30 protein-coding genes and 1 pseudogene are annotated in these 16,802 nt (G+C 63.0%); 30 read left to right on the top strand and 1 reads right to left on the bottom strand.

The window, feature by feature from the left end; all coding sequences use genetic code 11:
• The first annotated feature begins 14 nt into the window (after window positions 1-14).
• The 29 genes from rpsJ to RM532_RS14270 all read left to right on the top strand — a co-directional run bounded on the left by rpsJ (window position 15) and on the right by RM532_RS14270 (window position 15,322).
• Entirely contained in the window at window positions 15-329 is a 315-nt protein-coding gene (gene rpsJ, locus RM532_RS14410) for a 30S ribosomal protein S10 (protein ID WP_311654039.1), read from the top strand.
• 147 nt (window positions 330-476) lie between these two features.
• Entirely contained in the window at window positions 477-1,196 is a 720-nt protein-coding gene (gene rplC / locus RM532_RS14405) for a 50S ribosomal protein L3 (protein WP_311654038.1), read from the top strand.
• An 8-nt stretch (window positions 1,197-1,204) separates the two neighbouring features.
• Window positions 1,205-1,813 (top strand): 50S ribosomal protein L4, encoded by a 609-nt coding sequence (gene rplD, locus RM532_RS14400; protein WP_311654037.1) that lies wholly within the window; start codon window positions 1,205-1,207, stop codon window positions 1,811-1,813.
• Window positions 1,810-2,109: a 50S ribosomal protein L23 gene (rplW, locus tag RM532_RS14395; RefSeq protein ID WP_311654036.1), complete on the top strand. Its 300-nt coding sequence runs from the start codon at window positions 1,810-1,812 to the stop codon at window positions 2,107-2,109. Before rplD ends, rplW begins: the two co-directional genes overlap by 4 nt.
• Window positions 2,110-2,147: 38 nt before the next feature.
• Window positions 2,148-2,984 carry a 50S ribosomal protein L2 gene (rplB, locus tag RM532_RS14390; RefSeq protein ID WP_311654035.1) on the top strand — a complete coding sequence of 279 codons (837 nt, stop codon included), beginning with the start codon at window positions 2,148-2,150 and terminating at the stop codon, window positions 2,982-2,984.
• 25 nt (window positions 2,985-3,009) lie between these two features.
• Window positions 3,010-3,279, top strand: a complete 270-nt coding sequence (rpsS, locus tag RM532_RS14385; RefSeq protein WP_311654034.1) for a 30S ribosomal protein S19 — start codon at window positions 3,010-3,012, stop codon at window positions 3,277-3,279.
• 20 nt (window positions 3,280-3,299) lie between these two features.
• Window positions 3,300-3,635, top strand: coding sequence for a 50S ribosomal protein L22 (gene rplV / locus RM532_RS14380; RefSeq protein WP_311654033.1), 336 nt, complete (start codon window positions 3,300-3,302; stop codon window positions 3,633-3,635).
• A gap of 9 nt (window positions 3,636-3,644) precedes the next feature.
• Entirely contained in the window at window positions 3,645-4,325 is a 681-nt protein-coding gene (rpsC, locus tag RM532_RS14375; RefSeq protein WP_311654032.1) for a 30S ribosomal protein S3, read from the top strand.
• Between the two features lie 6 nt (window positions 4,326-4,331).
• On the top strand, window positions 4,332-4,745 hold the full coding sequence (rplP, locus tag RM532_RS14370) for a 50S ribosomal protein L16 (RefSeq protein WP_311654031.1): 414 nt from the start codon (window positions 4,332-4,334) through the stop codon (window positions 4,743-4,745).
• A gap of 14 nt (window positions 4,746-4,759) precedes the next feature.
• Window positions 4,760-4,963, top strand: coding sequence for a 50S ribosomal protein L29 (gene rpmC / locus RM532_RS14365; RefSeq protein ID WP_311654030.1), 204 nt, complete (start codon window positions 4,760-4,762; stop codon window positions 4,961-4,963).
• A gap of 5 nt (window positions 4,964-4,968) precedes the next feature.
• Complete coding sequence (rpsQ, locus tag RM532_RS14360) at window positions 4,969-5,247, top strand: 30S ribosomal protein S17 (protein ID WP_311654029.1); 279 nt, start codon at window positions 4,969-4,971, stop codon at window positions 5,245-5,247.
• Entirely contained in the window at window positions 5,244-5,609 is a 366-nt protein-coding gene (rplN, locus tag RM532_RS14355; protein WP_311654028.1) for a 50S ribosomal protein L14, read from the top strand. The genes rpsQ and rplN overlap by 4 nt, the downstream gene beginning before the upstream one ends.
• A gap of 8 nt (window positions 5,610-5,617) precedes the next feature.
• The gene (rplX, locus tag RM532_RS14350; protein ID WP_349255333.1) at window positions 5,618-5,944 is read left to right on the top strand and encodes a 50S ribosomal protein L24; all 327 of its coding nucleotides are present in this window, start codon (window positions 5,618-5,620) and stop codon (window positions 5,942-5,944) included.
• Between the two features lie 15 nt (window positions 5,945-5,959).
• Window positions 5,960-6,520 (top strand): 50S ribosomal protein L5, encoded by a 561-nt coding sequence (rplE, locus tag RM532_RS14345; RefSeq protein WP_311654026.1) that lies wholly within the window; start codon window positions 5,960-5,962, stop codon window positions 6,518-6,520.
• Window positions 6,521-6,537: 17 nt separating this feature from the next.
• On the top strand, window positions 6,538-6,843 hold the full coding sequence (rpsN, locus tag RM532_RS14340; protein ID WP_311654025.1) for a 30S ribosomal protein S14: 306 nt from the start codon (window positions 6,538-6,540) through the stop codon (window positions 6,841-6,843).
• A 67-nt stretch (window positions 6,844-6,910) separates the two neighbouring features.
• Window positions 6,911-7,306, top strand: coding sequence for a 30S ribosomal protein S8 (gene rpsH, locus RM532_RS14335; RefSeq protein WP_311654024.1), 396 nt, complete (start codon window positions 6,911-6,913; stop codon window positions 7,304-7,306).
• 24 nt (window positions 7,307-7,330) lie between these two features.
• Window positions 7,331-7,861, top strand: a complete 531-nt coding sequence (gene rplF / locus RM532_RS14330; protein ID WP_311654023.1) for a 50S ribosomal protein L6 — start codon at window positions 7,331-7,333, stop codon at window positions 7,859-7,861.
• 50 nt (window positions 7,862-7,911) lie between these two features.
• Entirely contained in the window at window positions 7,912-8,268 is a 357-nt protein-coding gene (rplR, locus tag RM532_RS14325) for a 50S ribosomal protein L18 (RefSeq protein WP_311654022.1), read from the top strand.
• Window positions 8,269-8,358: 90 nt separating this feature from the next.
• A complete protein-coding gene (rpsE, locus tag RM532_RS14320; protein ID WP_311654021.1) occupies window positions 8,359-8,859 on the top strand; it encodes a 30S ribosomal protein S5 in 501 nt (166 codons plus the stop codon).
• Between the two features lie 20 nt (window positions 8,860-8,879).
• The gene (gene rpmD / locus RM532_RS14315) at window positions 8,880-9,074 is read left to right on the top strand and encodes a 50S ribosomal protein L30 (protein ID WP_311654020.1); all 195 of its coding nucleotides are present in this window, start codon (window positions 8,880-8,882) and stop codon (window positions 9,072-9,074) included.
• A gap of 2 nt (window positions 9,075-9,076) precedes the next feature.
• The gene (gene rplO, locus RM532_RS14310; RefSeq protein WP_311654019.1) at window positions 9,077-9,505 is read left to right on the top strand and encodes a 50S ribosomal protein L15; all 429 of its coding nucleotides are present in this window, start codon (window positions 9,077-9,079) and stop codon (window positions 9,503-9,505) included.
• Window positions 9,506-9,541: 36 nt separating this feature from the next.
• Window positions 9,542-10,852 (top strand): preprotein translocase subunit SecY, encoded by a 1,311-nt coding sequence (secY, locus tag RM532_RS14305; RefSeq protein ID WP_311654018.1) that lies wholly within the window; start codon window positions 9,542-9,544, stop codon window positions 10,850-10,852.
• A 98-nt stretch (window positions 10,853-10,950) separates the two neighbouring features.
• Window positions 10,951-11,067 (top strand): 50S ribosomal protein L36, encoded by a 117-nt coding sequence (gene rpmJ / locus RM532_RS14300; RefSeq protein WP_311654017.1) that lies wholly within the window; start codon window positions 10,951-10,953, stop codon window positions 11,065-11,067.
• A gap of 108 nt (window positions 11,068-11,175) precedes the next feature.
• Window positions 11,176-11,532, top strand: a complete 357-nt coding sequence (gene rpsM / locus RM532_RS14295) for a 30S ribosomal protein S13 (protein WP_311654016.1) — start codon at window positions 11,176-11,178, stop codon at window positions 11,530-11,532.
• Window positions 11,533-11,588: 56 nt separating this feature from the next.
• The gene (rpsK, locus tag RM532_RS14290) at window positions 11,589-11,993 is read left to right on the top strand and encodes a 30S ribosomal protein S11 (protein WP_311654015.1); all 405 of its coding nucleotides are present in this window, start codon (window positions 11,589-11,591) and stop codon (window positions 11,991-11,993) included.
• A 14-nt stretch (window positions 11,994-12,007) separates the two neighbouring features.
• Window positions 12,008-12,637: a 30S ribosomal protein S4 gene (gene rpsD, locus RM532_RS14285; RefSeq protein ID WP_311654014.1), complete on the top strand. Its 630-nt coding sequence runs from the start codon at window positions 12,008-12,010 to the stop codon at window positions 12,635-12,637.
• 49 nt (window positions 12,638-12,686) lie between these two features.
• Window positions 12,687-13,688: a DNA-directed RNA polymerase subunit alpha gene (locus tag RM532_RS14280; RefSeq protein WP_311654013.1), complete on the top strand. Its 1,002-nt coding sequence runs from the start codon at window positions 12,687-12,689 to the stop codon at window positions 13,686-13,688.
• A gap of 33 nt (window positions 13,689-13,721) precedes the next feature.
• On the top strand, window positions 13,722-14,123 hold the full coding sequence (rplQ, locus tag RM532_RS14275) for a 50S ribosomal protein L17 (protein ID WP_311654012.1): 402 nt from the start codon (window positions 13,722-13,724) through the stop codon (window positions 14,121-14,123).
• Window positions 14,124-14,257: 134 nt separating this feature from the next.
• A complete protein-coding gene (locus RM532_RS14270; RefSeq protein WP_311654011.1) occupies window positions 14,258-15,322 on the top strand; it encodes a DUF481 domain-containing protein in 1,065 nt (354 codons plus the stop codon).
• Window positions 15,323-15,325: 3 nt separating this feature from the next.
• Here RM532_RS14270 and RM532_RS14265 read toward each other — a convergent pair whose 3' ends face one another.
• Window positions 15,326-16,390, bottom strand: coding sequence for a helix-turn-helix domain-containing protein (locus RM532_RS14265; protein ID WP_311654010.1), 1,065 nt, complete (start codon window positions 16,388-16,390; stop codon window positions 15,326-15,328).
• A 160-nt stretch (window positions 16,391-16,550) separates the two neighbouring features.
• On the opposite strand from RM532_RS14265, the pseudogene RM532_RS14260 reads away from it, so the two are divergent.
• Window positions 16,551-16,802 (top strand): annotated as a pseudogene (locus tag RM532_RS14260) (alkane 1-monooxygenase); the annotation flags it as partial.

The following is a 16,802-nucleotide window of genomic DNA, read 5'->3' as shown; positions in this document are numbered from 1 at the left end:
AGACACAGTAAGCAATGGCAACGAGTCAGAACATCCGCATCCGTCTCAAGGCGTTCGATCATCGTCTGATCGACAAGTCGGCGCGTGAGATCGTGGAGACGGCCAAGCGGACCGGGGCCCAAGTGCATGGCCCGATTCCGTTGCCCACCCGCAAGGAACGCTACACGGTGCTCATCTCGCCGCATGTGAACAAGGATGCGCGCGACCAGTACGAGATTCGCACCCACAAGCGGATGATGGATATCGTCGAGCCGACGGAGAAGACCGTCGATGCGCTGATGAAGCTGGATCTGGCCGCCGGCGTGGACGTGCAGATCAAGCTGCAGTAATAACGCAGCGCCTTGACTGCCGCCGGCCCGCGGGGCTGGCGATGAAAACTGAGTTTAACGGGCCGCTGCTTGAGACACGGCGGCGGCCTCTGACACTTGAACTGTCGCCCCCGTTAGCGAGTGGCGATAAGCAAGAAGGAACTGGTAATGGCGATAGGTTTGGTTGGCCGCAAGCGCGGCATGACGCGCGTGTTCACGGACGCGGGCGCTTCCGTGCCCGTGACGGTGGTTGAGGTCACGCCCAATCGTGTGACTCAGATCAAGACCGCCGACACCGACGGATATACCGCTGTTCAGGTGACCACCGGCGAACGCCGCGCCTCTCGGGTGAACCGGCCCAGCGCCGGTCACTTCAAGAAGGCTGGCGTGGACGCGGGTCGCGGTCTCTGGGAATTCCGGTTGGCCGAGGGCGAGAACATGCCCAAGCTCAAGCGTCCGATGGCCGCGGCCGAGCTCGCCGAGGGTGAGGAAGCCGACGCCGAGCCGGCGTTCGAGGAAATCGATATCGAAGTCGGCGCCGAGATCACCGCCTCGCTGTTCGAGGACGGCCAGGTGGTCGACGTGGTCGGTCGCTCCATCGGTAAGGGCTATGCGGGTGTAATCAAGCGGCACAACTTCCGCGCGCAGCGCGCCACGCACGGCAACTCCAAGGCGCATCGCGCGCCGGGTTCCATCGGTCAGAACCAGACGCCGGGGCATGTGTTCAAGGGCAAGAAGATGGCCGGTCACATGGGTGACGCACGCACCACGGTCCAGAATCTCGAGATTTTCCGCGTGGATGCCGCGCGCAACCTGTTGCTCATTCGTGGCGGCATTCCGGGTGCCAAGGGCGGCGACGTGGTCATCCGTCCGGCAGTGAAAGGCTGAAACTAATCATGGAACTTGCGGTAGCCAACGACGCCTCCGGCGTCAACGTTTCCGACGAGTTGTTCGGCGTGGACTTCAAGCCGGCACTCGTTCATCAGGTGGTCACGGCCTATCTGGCCGGCGGCCGTGCCGGCACCAAGGCGCAGCGTACGCGCGCCCAGGTTCGGGGTGGCGGCAAGAAGCCGTGGCGGCAGAAGGGTACCGGCCGCGCGCGTGCCGGTACCATCCGCAGTCCCCTGTGGAAGGGCGGCGGTCGGATCTTCGCGGCAACCACGCGTGACTTCGGTCAGAAGGTCAACCGCAAAATGTATCGCGGCGCCATGCGCTCGATTCTGGCGGAACTAGTTCGCCAGGATCGTCTGGTCGTGGTCAAGGAACTGAGTCTGGCAGAGCGCAAGACGCGCAAGCTGCTCGACTTCCTGGACGCGACAGGTGCCGGCCGACGTGGCCTGATCGTGGTGACCGAGGTGGACGAGAATCTTGCGTATTCGAGCAACAACATTCCCTACCTGTCGCTGACGGACGTGGCGGGTCTGGATCCGGTGTCGCTGGTCGGGGCCGAGAAAGTCATCGTGACCGTCGACGCAATCAAGCAAATCGAAGGGTGGCTGTCGTGAACCAGGAACGCATCTACGAGGTCCTGCGCGCACCGCACGTGTCCGAGAAGAGTTCGGTCCAGGCCGATGCCCACAACCAGGTGGTCTTCCAGGTGGCGGTTGATGCCACCAAGACCGAGATCAAGACCGCGGTGGAGAGGCTCTTCAAGGTTCAGGTCGAGGGCGTGACCACGCTGAATGTGAAGGGTAAGACCAAGCGTTTTCGCGGTCAGCCCGGCAAGCGCGCCGCCTGGAAAAAGGCATATGTGTCGCTGGCCGCCGGGCAGGAACTGGATTTTCTGAGCGGCGTCGAGTAGGTGGCGTTCAAGTTACTAGACACGGACGGATTTAAGTCATGGCACTGAAAAAGGCCAAACCGACATCGGCAGGACGACGCTTCGTCGTCAGCGTGAAGAATGCGGAGCTCCACAAGGGGCAGCCGCAGGAATCGCTGGTCTCCAAGCAATCCCGCAGCGGCGGCCGCAACAATGCCGGTCGTATCACCACCCGTCATCGGGGCGGCGGGCACAAGCAGCGCTACCGGATGGTCGACTTCCGGCGCGACAAGGTCGGCGTGCCGGCCAAGGTCGAGCGGATCGAATACGATCCGAACCGTAGCGCCCATTTGGCCCTGCTGCTCTACGTGGATGGCGAGCGTCGTTACATTCTTGCCCCGCGTGGTGTGAAATCCGGCGACCAGGTACTGGCCGGACCGGACGCGCCGATCAAGCCGGGCAACGCCATGCCGATCCGCAATATCCCGGTGGGCACGACCATTCATGCCATCGAGATGCGGCCGGGCAAGGGCGCGCAGATTGCACGCAGCGCCGGCGTCTCGGCGCAACTGGTCGCCCGTGAAGGTGATTACGCCACCCTGCGGCTGAAATCCGGCGAAATGCGCCGCGTGTTTGCCGCCTGCACCGCCGTGATCGGCGAAGTGGGCAACGCGGAACATTCGCTGCGGTCGCTGGGCAAGGCCGGCGCCACCCGCTGGCGGGGCAAGCGGCCGACCGTTCGCGGCGTCGCGATGAACCCGGTCGACCACCCGCATGGTGGTGGTGAAGGCCGGACCAGCGGCGGTCGTCATCCGACCAGTCCCTGGGGCTGGAAGACGAAGGGCTTCAAGACGCGCACCAACAAGCGCACGGACAGCATGATCGTTCGCGGCCGCGGCAAGCGGAAGAAGCGTTGATCGCACTCGACTGGGGAATTTAGCAATGCCGCGTTCCATCAAGAAGGGGCCGTTCATCGACCTGCATCTCGCAAGCAAGGTCGCCAAGGCTCAGGAAAGTCAGACCAAGCGACCGATCAAGACTTGGTCGCGCCGGTCGATGGTTACACCCGACATGATCGGACTCACGATTGCCGTGCATAACGGTCGTCAGCACGTACCGGTCTTCGTGTCGGAGAACATGGTCGGCCACAAGCTGGGCGAGTTTGCGCCCACCCGGACGTTCAAGGGCCACATCGGCGACCGGAAGTCCTAAGTTACCGGATTGGAAGTATCATGACGGATTCGTTTGCCAAGTTGCGATTCGCGCGCATCTCGCCGCAGAAGGCGCGGTTGATCGCCGATCAGGTCCGGGGTATGCCGGTTGAACGGGCGCTGGAGACCCTCCGGTTCCAGCCCAAGAAGGCGGCCCGGACGATTCACAAGGTCCTCGAGTCGGCCATCGCCAATGCCGAGCACAACGAGGGCGCCGACATCGACGAGCTCAAGGTCAGCGTGATCATGGTGGACGAGGGTCCGACCATGAAGCGGATTAAGCCCCGGGCACGCGGCCGCGCGGATCGGATTTTCAAGCGTACCAGCCACATCACCATCCGGGTGGCGGACAAGTAAGAGGCGAATATGGGTCATAAAGTCCATCCAACCGGTTTTCGGCTCGGGATCACCACCGAGTGGAGCTCGCGCTGGTACGCGGAGAACGCGGCCTATCGCGACACGCTCAACACCGATCTCGAAGTGCGCGAGTACATTCGCAAGCGCCTGGCGCATGCGTCGGTCAGCCGTATCCAGATCGATCGGCCGGCCCGCTCCGCGCGCATCACCATTCACACCGCCCGTCCGGGCATCGTGATTGGCAAGAAGGGTGAGGACATCGACAAGCTGCGTGGTGAAGTCAGCAAGCTCATGGGCGTGCCGGTGCATCTGTCGGTCGAGGAAATCCGCAAACCGGAACTCGACGCGAAGCTGGTGGCCGAAAACATTGCGCAGCAGCTGGAGCGCCGCATCATGTTCCGTCGGGCCATGAAGCGCGCCGTGGGTAACGCCATGCGCCTGGGCGCTGGCGGCATTCGCGTGAACGTGGCCGGGCGGCTGAACGGGGCCGAGATTGCGCGCTCCGAGTGGTATCGCGACGGTCGCGTGCCGCTGCATACGCTGCGTGCCGACATTGACTACGGCCTCGCCGAAGCCAAGACCACCTACGGCATCCTCGGTGTCAAGGTCTGGATCTTCAAGGGCGAGATTTTCGAAGCAGAGAAGCCGGTCGCCGTGGAAGGCGAGGAAGCCGGCCGGGCAACGGGATAAACCGCCATGCTGCAACCCAAACGAACCAAGTTCCGCAAGGTCCAGAAGGGCCGCAACCGTGGCCTGGCGCAGCGCGGCGCGCAGGTCAGCTTCGGCGAATACGGCCTTAAGGCAGTCGAGCGCGGCCGCATCACCGCCCGTCAGATCGAGGCGGCGCGTCGTGCCATGACCCGTCACATCAAGCGTGGCGGCAAGATCTGGATCCGGATATTCCCGGACAAGCCGGTCACCAAGAAGCCGATTGAAGTGCGCATGGGCAAGGGCAAGGGCAACGTCGAATACTGGGTTGCCCTGATTCAGCCCGGTCGCATGCTCTACGAAATGGAAGGCGTCCCGCGTGAAGTCGCGCAGGAAGCGTTTCGCCTGGCGGCGTCGAAGCTGCCGGTGCGTACCGCCTTTGTTGAACGCAGCATTCTGTAACGGGAAGTCAAACGATGAAGCCGTCTGAGCTACGGGAAAAATCGGACGCCGATCTGGGCAAGGAACTGATCGAGTTGCGGCGTGAGCGCTTCAACCTGCGCATGCAGGCGGCGACCGGCGCCCTCGAGGGCAGCCACCAGTTCCGAACCATCCGGCGGAGTATCGCGCGGATCAAGACCATTCAGCGCGAACGCGCCGCGACGGCGAACAAGGGTTGAGTCTCATGAGTGAACAAAAGACACAGCGTGTGGTGGTCGGCCGCGTCGTCAGCGACAAGGGCGACAAGACCATCGTCGTGCTTGTCGAACGACGGGTACAACACCCGCTGTATGACAAGTACGTGCGGCGTTCGACCCGCATCCCTGCGCACGACGAGGCCAATGAGGCGAATGCGGGTGATCTGGTCGAGATCCAGGAATGCCGCCCGATTTCGCGGCGCAAGGCCTGGCGTCTGGTCCGCGTGGTCGAGCGCGCCGGTGAACTGGAGGCGGCAGGACAATGATCCAGACAGAATCACAACTGTTTGCGGCGGATAACAGCGGCGCACGCCGGGTCCAGTGCATCAAGGTGCTGGGCGGCTCGCACCGCCGCTATGCCGGCGTAGGCGACATCATCAAGGTCACCGTCAAGGACGCGATCCCGCGTGGTCGCGTGAAGAAGGGTGACGTGCTCAATGCCGTGGTCGTTCGTACCCGGCGCGGTGTGCGGCGCGCGGATGGCTCGATCATCCGTTTCGACCGCAATGCGGCGGTGCTGCTGAACGCGCAGAACGAACCGGTGGGCACACGTATTTTCGGCCCGGTGACGCGTGAACTGCGTGAGAAGTTCATGCGCATCATCTCGTTGGCACCGGAGGTGCTCTAACCATGGCGTTGAAGCGAATCCGCAAGGGCGACCAGGTGGTCGTGATCGCCGGCAAGGACAAGGGTCGGCGTGGGACGGTGCTGGGCGTGCGCGACGATCGCCGCGTACTGGTCGAAGGCATCAATTTGGCCAAGAAGCACGTCAAGGCCGACCCCAATGCCGGTGTGCAGGGGGGTATCGAGGAACGTGAGATGCCGTTGGCCGAGTCCAACGTCATGCTCTACAACCCCGAGACGGGCAAGGGTGATCGGATCGGCGTCAAATGGATTGACGCCAGTGGCAGCCGCCGCAAGGTCCGGTATTTCAAGTCCAACGGCGAAGTCGTCGACGCGTAAGGCGTGGAACTGGTAATGAGCGAAACAGAAATCGATACGACACGGCTGCGCCAGTACTACCGCGAGCAGATCGTGCCCGCGCTGATGGAGCAGTTCGGCTACTCCAGCCGCATGGCAGTGCCCCGGGTCAGCAAGATCACGCTGAACATGGGCGTGGGCGAGGCGGTTGCCGATCGCAAGGTCATCGATCACGCCATGGCGGACATGGCGGCGATTGCCGGCCAGAAGCCGCTGATGACCCGTGCGCGCAAGTCCGAGGCGGGTTTCAAGATTCGCGAAGGCTGGCCCGTGGGTTGCAAGGTCACCCTGCGGCGCTCGCGCATGTACGAATTCCTGGACCGGCTGGTCAATGCGGCGCTGCCGCGGATCCGAGATTTCCGCGGCCTGAACCCGCGTGCGTTCGACGGTCGCGGCAATTACGCGCTGGGTGTGAAGGAGCAGATCGTGTTCCCGGAAATTGAATACGACAAGGTGGACGTGCTTCGTGGCATGGACATCATCATCACCACCACCGCGCGAAACGACGAGGAGGGGCGGGCTCTGCTCCAGGGCTTCAACTTCCCCTTCCGCAAGTAACTACGGAACCGTTCGTTATGGCGAAAAAAAGCATGGTGGCGCGCGACGTGAAACGCGCCCAGTTGGTCAAGAAGTACGCGGCGAAGCGCGCCGAACTTAAGGCGCGCTGCGTCGACATCAATCTGCCGCCGGAAGAGCGTTTTGCGGCCGGACAGGAGTTGCAGCGGTTGCCGCGCGACGCCAGCCCGACCCGCATGCGCAATCGTTGTCAGGTCACTGGCCGGCCGCGCGGTTACTACCGCAAGTTCGGTCTGGCCCGGAACAAGATTCGAGAAGCGGCCATGAACGGGGAAATTCCCGGTCTGGTGAAGTCCAGTTGGTAACAGTTGGTGGATGGGGCGGCTTCGGCCGCAGCAGCCACGGAATCACCGAATATAGGTATCGGTACATATGAGTATGACTGACCCAATCTCCGACATGCTGACCCGGATTCGTAACGGGCAGACAGCGGAGAAGACCCAGGTGAGCATGCCGGCGTCGAAGCTGAAAAAAGCGATCGCCGAAGTGCTCCGCGACGAAGGCTACATCCAGGATTTCGCGGAAACCGAGGTGGGCGGCAAGCCGCAGCTCACGGTCCGGTTGAAGTATTTCCAGGGGCAGCCCGTCATCGAGCGAATCGAGCGGATCAGCAAGCCCGGGTTGCGCATCTATCGGGGCAAGAATGATCTCCCGAGCGTGGTCGGGGGGTTGGGTATTGCCATCGTGTCCACGTCGCAGGGCGTGATGACTGATCGCGCGGCGCGCGACGGCGGCCACGGTGGCGAAGTGCTTTGCATGGTCGCGTAACCCCAGTCAGAGGCAACGTAAGCAATGTCCAGAGTCGCAAAGGCGCCGATCACCATCCCGTCCGGTACCGAAGTCAAGTTCGACGGGGGTGTCGTGTCGGTCAAGGGCAAGAACGGCGTGCTCGAATTCCGTCTGCCTGTCGATACTAGTCTCGAGATCGAGGACGGCGAGGCGCGCGCGGTATCCACCGCCCGGGTGACCAATCTGGCGATGGCCGGCAGTGTCCGGGCGATCGTCGCCAACATGGTCCACGGCGTGTCGGAAGGTTTCGAGCGCAAGCTTGAACTGGTCGGCGTGGGTTATCGCGCCCAGGCGCAGGGCAAGAATCTGAATCTGGCGCTCGGGTTTTCCCACCCGGTCGTGTACGAGGTGCCGGAAGGTGTCACGGTGGAAACCCCGAGCCAGACGGAAGTGCTGGTCAAGGGGGCGGACAAGCAGGCCGTCGGTCAGGCCGCCGCCAACATTCGTGCCTTCCGTCCGCCGGAGCCCTACAAGGGCAAGGGCGTTCGTTACGCCGACGAGCGGGTGATCCGGAAGGAAGCCAAGAAGAAGTAGCGCTGGCGCCGAAACTCCATTTGCAACCGTTTGGTACGGAAACCGCAATCATGCACAAGAAACAGGTAAGTCGACTCCGCCGGGCCCGCCGCACGCGCATGCAGATGCGTGCGCAGGGTGCACACCGCCTGGTGGTCAATCGGACGCCGCGACACATCTACGCGCAGATCATTGCGCCGGCCGGAGACCGCACGCTGGTGTCGGCCTCGACGCTGGAGAAGGATCTGCGGGCTTCGCTGGGCGTTACCGGAAACACTGAGGCGGCCAAGGCCGTGGGTCGGGCGATCGCCGACAAGGCGAAGGCAGCCGGCATCGAGTCGGTCTCGTTCGACCGGTCGGGATTCGCCTATCACGGGCGGGTCAAGGCACTGGCCGATGCTGCCCGCGAGGGTGGTCTGCAGTTTTAATGCAAGGTGATCGGCTTGGCGTCGCGGCTTGAGTATCGCGTGTACCAAGACGATTACTGATACAAGAGTCACGAATCACTAGAGTCAAACATGGCACAGGTTGAACGTACGGAAGGCGACCTTCTCGAGAAGCTCATCGCCGTGAATCGTGTGGCCAAAGTGGTCAAGGGCGGCCGCCAGTTCGGTTTCACCGCGCTGACCGTGGTCGGCAACGGGGACGGCAAGGTTGGCTTCGGCTATGGCAAGGCCCGCGAGGTGCCCTTGGCTATCCAGAAGGCCATGGAAGCCGCGCGCAAGAACATGGTGGACGTACGCCTCAAGGGCGGCACCATCCAGCACGAGACCACCGGCTGGCACGGGTCCAGCAAGGTGATCATGCGCCCGGCCAGCGATGGTACCGGCGTGATTGCCGGCGGCGCGATGCGCGCGGTGCTGGAAGTTGCCGGCGTTGGCAACGTACTGGCCAAGAGTTACGGCTCGCGCAACCCCATCAACGTGGTTCGGGCAACGGTCAACGGTCTGCGGGACATGCATGACCCGCAGTTCATCGCGGCCAAGCGTGGCCTGAGTGTCGAGCAGCTCACCGCGTAATTCCGGACAGGCAGGACATCATGGCGAACGATAGCGCGAAACAAATCAATGTCACCCTGGTGCGCAGCACCGCCGGGCGGCTGGAAAAGCACCGTGCCTGCGTGCGCGGGCTGGGGTTGCGTCGCATGCACCAGACGGTGACGGTCGCGGCGACACCCGAGAACCTGGGCATGATCAACCGCGTGTCCTACATGCTGTCGGTCGAGGAGGCCTGATCATGCGTTTGAACGATCTCCATCCGGGCGAAGGTGCCCGGCAGACGGAAAAGCGGGTCGGCCGCGGCCCGGGCTCCGGTCTCGGTAAGACGGCCGGCCGTGGCCATAAGGGCCAGAAGGCCCGTTCCGGTGGCTATCACAAGGTTGGCTTCGAGGGCGGTCAGATGCCGCTGCAGCGGCGTGTGCCCAAGCGCGGCTTCCGGTCGGTCACCGAGCAGACCGTCGCGGTCCGTCTTGATGCGCTGAACAAGCTCAGCGGCACGGTGGATCTGGCTACGCTCAAGGACGCCGGCATTGTGCCGCGCGAAGCCAAGCGGGCCAAGGTAATCGCCTCCGGGCAGATAACCGCCACGGTGGAACTCCAGGGTATTCGTGCTTCCGCCGGTGCGGCGAAGGCCATTGCGGACGCCGGCGGCAAGGTCGAGGGGTAGCACGTGGCACGAGGCGCCAAAAACACGGGCGGCGGCATGATGCCGGATGCAGGCAAGCTTACCGAGGTGCGCCAGCGGCTGCTGTTCCTGCTGGGGGCCCTCATCGTCTTCCGCATCGGCTCGTTCATTCCGGTCCCGGGCATCGACCCGGCACAGTTGGCGCAGATGTTCGAGCGCCAGTCGGGCACGATCCTGGACCTGGGCGTCATGTTTACCGGCGGTGCGCTGGAGCGCCTGTCGATTCTGGCGCTGGGCGTCATGCCCTATATCTCGGCTTCCATCATCATGCAGTTGATGACGGCCACGGTGCCCTCGCTCAAGGAAAAGAAGAAAGAGGGCGAGGCGGGGCGTCGCCAGATCACCCAGTACACGCGGTACGGCACGCTGGGCCTGGCCAGCTTCCAGTCGATCGGTACCGGTATTGCGCTCTGGAACCAGGGCATCGCACTGGACGGCGTGACCCAGTACAGCTTCATCTTCACCACCGCCATCTGCCTGACCACCGGCGCGCTGTTCCTGATGTGGCTGGGCGAGCAGGTCACGGAGCGGGGTATCGGCAACGGCATCTCGATTCTGATCTTCGCCAGTATCGTGTCGGGGCTGCCTTCGGCAATCGGCGGCACCATGGATCTGGTCCGCACCGGTGAGCTGAATGCACTCACCGCGGTCGTGCTGTTCATCGGCGCGCTGGCTGTGCTGGGTTTCGTGGTGTTCATGGAACGCGCCCAGCGGCGGATTCCGGTGCATCATGCCCAGCGACAACGCGGGCGCAAGATGTACGGGTCGCAGACCCAGCATCTGCCGCTGAAGCTGAATATGGCGGGCGTGATACCCCCCATCTTCGCGTCCAGCATCATCCTGTTTCCGGCCACCATCGTTCGCTTCCTCGGCGAGGGCGGCACCATCGGCAACTGGGTGGCGAATGCGATCTCGCCGGGGCAGCCGCTGTATGTGCTGCTGTACTCGTTGATGATCATCTTCTTCTGCTTCTTCTACACCGCACTGGTGTTCGATTCGCGTGAAACCGCGGATAACCTCAAGCGGTCCGGGGCATTCATCCCCGGCGTGCGCCCCGGGGTGCAGACGGCCAACTACATCGACACCGTGCTCACGCGGCTGACGGTGGCTGGCGCTGCTTATATCACCGCGGTCTGCCTGTTGCCGGAGTTCCTGATCCTGCAGTGGAACGTGCCGTTCTATTTCGGCGGCACCTCGCTGCTGATCATCGTGGTGGTGGTCATGGACTTCATGTCGCAGTTGCAGGCGCACCTGATGTCGCATCAGTACGAGGGTCTGCTCAAGAAGGCCAACCTCAAGGGCCACGGCGGCGCGGGGATGCTTAGGTAAAGGTGATTGGTGACTCGTGACTGGTGATTCGTTCGCGGCGGCGCGACCGGACAACTGCCAGTCACGCCACACGAATCACGATTCACGGAGTTTAGGGAATGAAAGTCAGGGCATCGGTCAAGAAAATCTGCCGCAATTGCAAGGTTGTCCGGCGCAACGGCGTGGTCATGGTCATCTGTGCCACCGATCCGCGTCACAAGCAGCGGCAGGGTTGAAATATCCGCCGAGAAACAGTACATTGGCCGGCTTTCCCGGGGGTTCCGCGAGGTTCCGCCCGCGGCCGCGGCCAATGCCTTTGATCAACGGTTAGCGAAGGTCCTTCAATGGCGCGAATTGCTGGAGTCAATCTCCCGATCAACAAGCACGCGGTAGTGGCGCTTACGTCGCTCTACGGCGTCGGCCCCACGCGGGCAAAACTCATCTGTGAGACCGCGCAGGTCGGCACCGATACGAAGATCAAGGATCTCACCGAAGGCGAGGTCGAACAGCTTCGCGCCGCCGTGGGTCAGTACACGATCGAGGGCGATCTTCGACGCGAGGTGTCGATGAACATCAAGCGCCTGATGGATCTGGGTTGTTATCGCGGTATCCGTCATCGGCGCGGACTGCCGGTGCGCGGACAGCAGACACAGACCAACGCACGCACCCGCAAGGGGCCGCGTCGTCCCATCCGTCGCTAGTCGCGACGACAGGGTAATTCCGGCCTCCGGGTCAGATCACGGGCATTAATAAGACTATGGCGACAGAGAGCACGGGAACGACCACGCGAGCGCGCAAGGCCAGGGCCAAGCGCAACGTGGCCGAAGGCATCGCGCACATTCACGCGACCTTCAACAACACCATCATTACCATTTCGGACCGGCAGGGTAACGTTCTGGCCTGGGCCACTGCCGGTGGCAGTGGTTTCAAGGGCTCGCGCAAGAGCACGCCGTTTGCCGCCCAGGTCGCGGCCGAAAAGGCCGGGCAGGGGGCTGCGGACTACGGGGTCAAGAATCTCGAGGTGCGGGTCAAGGGCCCAGGTCCGGGGCGCGAAGCTGCGGTCCGTTCGCTCAACGGTGCCGGCTTCAAGGTCACCAGCATCATCGACGTGACCCCCATTCCGCACAACGGCTGCCGCCCGGCGAAAAAGCGCCGCGTCTAGAGGATTCAACGAATATGGCCAAGTTTATCGGTCCCAAGTGCAAGCTGTCGCGCCGCGCCGGCACGGACCTGTTCCTCAAGGGGCGGGGTCGTTCGCTGGAAGGCAAGTGCAAGCTCGATTCGCCCCCGGGTGCGCGCGGTGGCGGCGGGCAGCGGCGCCAGCGGCTGTCCGATTACGCGCTGCAGCTGCGGGAAAAGCAGAAGCTGCGTCACATGTACGGCGTGCTTGAGCGGCAGTTCCGCAACTACTACAAGAAGGCGGCCCAGCAGAAGGGCGCTACCGGCACGTTGCTGCTCCAGTTGCTGGAGCGGCGGCTGGATAACGTTGTGTACCGCATGGGTTTCGCCAGCACCCGCGCCGAGGCGCGCCAGCTGGTAAGCCACCGGTTGATTGCGGTCAACGGCTACCCGGTCAACATCCCCTCCTATCAGGTCAAGGAAGGCGACGAGATCGCGGTACGCGAAAAGGCCAAGCAGCAGACCCGCATCCACGCGGCCATCGAAGTTGCCAGTCAGCTCGGCATCAGCGACTGGGTCGATGTTGACGAGAAGAAGCTGACCGGGACGTTCAAGACGGTGCCCGATCGCGACCAGATTCTTCAGGAAATCAACGAAAATCTGGTGGTCGAGCTCTACTCCAAGTAAGCCGCCGACCTTTGAACCTTCAGTCAACGCCTTGTTGAGAGGATTGCGAATGCAGCCTGCATCCACACAATTGCTCAAGCCACGCCTGGTCGAGGTCGAGCAGATCAGCGACCGCCGCTCCCGCGTGGCCCTCGAGCCGCTTGAGCGCGGTTACGGCCACACGCTGGGCAACGCGTTGCGCCGGATCCTGTTGTCGTCCATTCCGGGCGCTGCCATTACCGAAGTCAGCATCGACGGGGTGCTGCACGAGTACACCACGGTCGAGGGTATGCAGGAAGATGTCATTGACGTCCTGCTCAACCTCAAGAACGTGGCTGTGCGCATGCACAGCCGGGAAGAAGCCGAACTGCACCTGAACAAGAAGGGCCCGGGACCGGTGCTGGCCGGCGACATCACCACCGATCATGATGTCGAGATCATCAATCCGGACCTGGTGATCGCCAACCTCACCAGCGGTTCGCTGCAGATGAGCCTCAAGGTTCGCCGCGGTCGCGGTTACGAGCCGGCCCAGAGCAAGGCGGAGCCGGGTGACGACGATACCGGGGCCACCGAGATCGGTGCCCTGCGTCTGGACGCCTCCTTCTCGCCGATCCGCCGTGTCAGCTATACCGTCGAGCGTGCGCGCGTCGAACAGCGCACCGACCTCGACAAGCTGGTGCTGGATATCGAGACCAACGGCAGCGTGGAGCCCGCCGAAGCGATCCGCTTCGCAGCGGGGACGCTCTACGACCAATTGTCGGTGTTCGTGGATCTCGAGGCCAAGCCGGTGGCAGCGGCGGCCAGCAAGGAAAGCGGCGTCAACCCGATCCTGCTGAAAGCCATCGACGAACTCGACCTCACGGTTCGTTCGACCAACTGCCTCAAGGCCGAGAACATCCACTACGTGGGTGACCTGGTCCAGCGCAGCGAAAACGAACTCATGAAGACGCCGAATCTCGGCAAGAAGTCGCTGACCGAAATCAGCGAAGTGCTCAGCGAGCACGGTCTCAAGCTCGGCATGAGCCTGGAAGACTGGCCGCCGGCGGAACTGGAAACGGCCAACGCGGGCTGAATGCCTCCGCGTCGGCACAGGAGAAATTAAGTCATGCGTCATCGCAAAAGCGGTAGCAATTTTGGGCGACCGTCGGATCATCGCCGGGCCATGATGCGGAACATGTCCGCGTCGCTGTTCAAGAACGAACTGATCAAGACTACGGTGCCGCGCGCCAAGGCTCTGCGCCAGGTGGCGGAACCGTTGATCACCCTGAGCAAGACCGACTCGGTGGCCAATCGCCGCCTCGCCTTCTCGCGTCTGCGCGACAAGGAGGCGGTGGGCAAGCTGTTCACCGAACTGGGGCAGCGCTATGCCGAGCGCCCGGGCGGTTACCTGCGGATTCTGAAGTGCGGCTATCGCGCCGGCGACAATGCCCCGATGGCCTATGTGGAGCTGGTTGACCGCCCGGTTGCACATGAGGAGGAAGGGGTGCAGGAAACCGCCGAGGCCTGAGCCTCGTAACCGTAAATGCGCACCTGGAAAAGCCGGCATCAAGCCGGCTTTTTCTTGGGGACGATCTACTGGTGACTGGAAGTGACACCTCTCTGGTAGACTCCGGCGCTTGATTTGAATTCAAAATGTTTATCATGATCAAAGCGTTACATCGCGTGCTGGTATTGACACTGGCACTTGCCGCGCCCGCCACGATCGCCGATGTGGTGTACCTGGACGACGAAAGCGTCATCAAGGGCGAGATTGTCTCCCTCGACGGCGAGAGCCTCGAGGTCGAGACCGACTTTGCCGGGACCCTGACCATCGAGCGCGATGCCATCGAGGGTCTGGCGACCGATGAGCCGGTGGTGATTACCACCGAGGATGGTGACGAAGTGGAAGCCCGGTTGGCGTATGTCCCCGGTGAGGGCCAGCGCATTGCCGATTCAGCTTTTGGCACCACCACTTTCGAGCTCTCGCGGCTGTCGGCTGTGCGCGGGGTCGGTGAGCCTTCGCCTGCCGAGATTCGCCTCGCGGAACTGCGGGAGAAGCGGGCCAACCTGTGGTCCGGACAACTTTTGGTTGGGCTTGGCGGCACCTCGGGTAATTCCGAGAGCCGTAGCCTCAACTTTGGCGCGCGCGCCCGGCGTGAGGCGGAGGATGATCGTCTCTACCTGAGTCTGCTGGTTAACAAGGCACAGCAGGATGGCGTCGAGTCGGCTGATGAGAAGCTGGGAACGGTACGGCTGGAACGCGATTTCTCCCGCAGCTTCTTCCTGTTCGCTCAGACCGAGGCCGAGCGCGACGACTTCGAGAACATCGACTTTCGTTCCACTACCACGCTCGGTCCTGGCTACTACTTTCTGCAACGCCCGGGACACGAACTCAAGGGGCGCATGGGTCTTGGTTACGAATACATCTCGCGCATCGTGGGTCAGGACGAAAGCGAGGCGGTTGTCACTCTGGGCTATGACTATCTGCTCGACGTCTCCGACTGGTTCCAGTTCACCCACAACCTGACTGTGATTCCGCAGATAAGCGATTCGCCGTCCGACAATTTCAGGGTTGACTCGACTCTCGCAGTGGAAGCGCCGCTTGGCGGGTCGCCCGCCTGGTCGCTGGCAGCCCAGTACCGGCATCAGTACAACAACAATCCCGAGCCCGGGGTCGAGGATCTCGACACCAGCTACCTGCTGAATCTGGCGCGCAGCTTCGAATAGTTCTCAGACCCAGCGGGCATCGGCTGTGTCCGGTGACTCGCCGTCGCCGATCGGCGGTTGCTGCCGCCACTCACTGGGCGTCAGACCCGTATCGCGCCGGAAGGCCCGGGTGAAGTTGGCGACGTCGGAATACCCCAGCTCCATGGCAACCTCGGTAACGGACAGCCGACCTTCCGAGAGCAGGCGACCAGCGCGTTGTTGCGTTGCCTGCTTGCTTAATTCGCGAAATGTGGCGCCCTCCTTGCGCAGGTAGCGGTCGAGGGTGCGGCTCGAGATGTTCAGGGCCGCCGCCAGCTCGCAATGGCCCGGGGGCGGTCCGTTGGCCTCGCGCAGCATCATGCCGACCCATGATGCGATCCCCTCCCGCACTCGCACCCGCTCGATCATTTCGGCGCAGCGGTTTTCGGCCATTCGCAGGGCGGTCGGATCCGACAGCGCCAGTGGCCGGGACGCCAAGTCCCGTGGCCAGGCCATCTCGGCGCCGGGCTGGTCGAGCGTGCCGAAATGGATTCGCATCTCCCGCAGCGCCTCGTAGCGGGCGACATGGGGTGGGGTGTCGATCGAGAAATAGACATCGTAGGGCGGCATGTCGCCGGCGATGAGATCGCGCAACTCCCAATGCACGCAGGCCACGATCAGTTCCAGGTGAAAGGCGAAGCTTTCATGGGACATCCCCGCCGCGGGCGTCAGGCGCAGGCGCATGATTTCGTCCCGGCAGCCGTAGCGCACGCGGAACATCGGCAGGATCAGCCCGAAGTAGCGGGCGACCAGGCCCAGCGCATAGCCGGCCGTGGGGCTGCTCAGAATGCCGTAGCTGACTGCGCTGTGCGAGGTCAGTTTCAGGGCGGCGGCCAGTGCCAGCGCGATGTCGGTGCGGGCCGTGGCGGTGCGGGCGGCGGCCAGCAGGGACTCGATCCGCTCCAGCGGCAGGGTGCCGTCGACATCGAACAGTTCATCAGCGGGAATGCCACTGTCCGCGACCACCGCGTCGGTATCGACGTCCTGATCCCGAAGCACCTCGATCAGCCGCGCGTAGTAGCGTGCGGGGACTCGGCGTTCCGTCGACATGCATCCTCCGGGAGGAAGCCCGTGGCTGCAGTGTCCGAAAATGACAACTCGATGTCAAAAAAATGACCAGCACGGGGTGCGGCCCACTGTCATGGTATGAATCCAGGGTGATTACAAGCACCCGCACTGATCAACGCTGAAGCGTGAGAGGAAACAAGCCATGACGGTACGAAGCATGGACGGAAGCAATCCCGTCGAATGGACGGACGGGAAGCGGGCTCTATGGTTGCTGAGCCCACTGTTGCCGGCCCTGGGCGTGGCATTTCTGGCGCTGTTCTACGTCAGCCAGTCCGGGTTGCTGCTGTGGGGTATGCCGCTGTTCTTCTACGGCCTTATCCCCGTGCTCGATCTGCTGATCGGCGTGGATCGCAACAATCCGCCCGAGGCGGTAGTGGTGGATCTGGAACAGGAC

The sequence above is a fragment of the Spectribacter hydrogenoxidans genome (assembly GCF_031846275.1).
GTDB classification, from domain to species: domain Bacteria; phylum Pseudomonadota; class Gammaproteobacteria; order Nevskiales; family Salinisphaeraceae; genus Spectribacter; species Spectribacter hydrogenoxidans.
The sequence above is the reverse complement of the archived record's forward strand: the minus strand, read 5'-3'. Positions and strand labels throughout refer to the sequence as shown.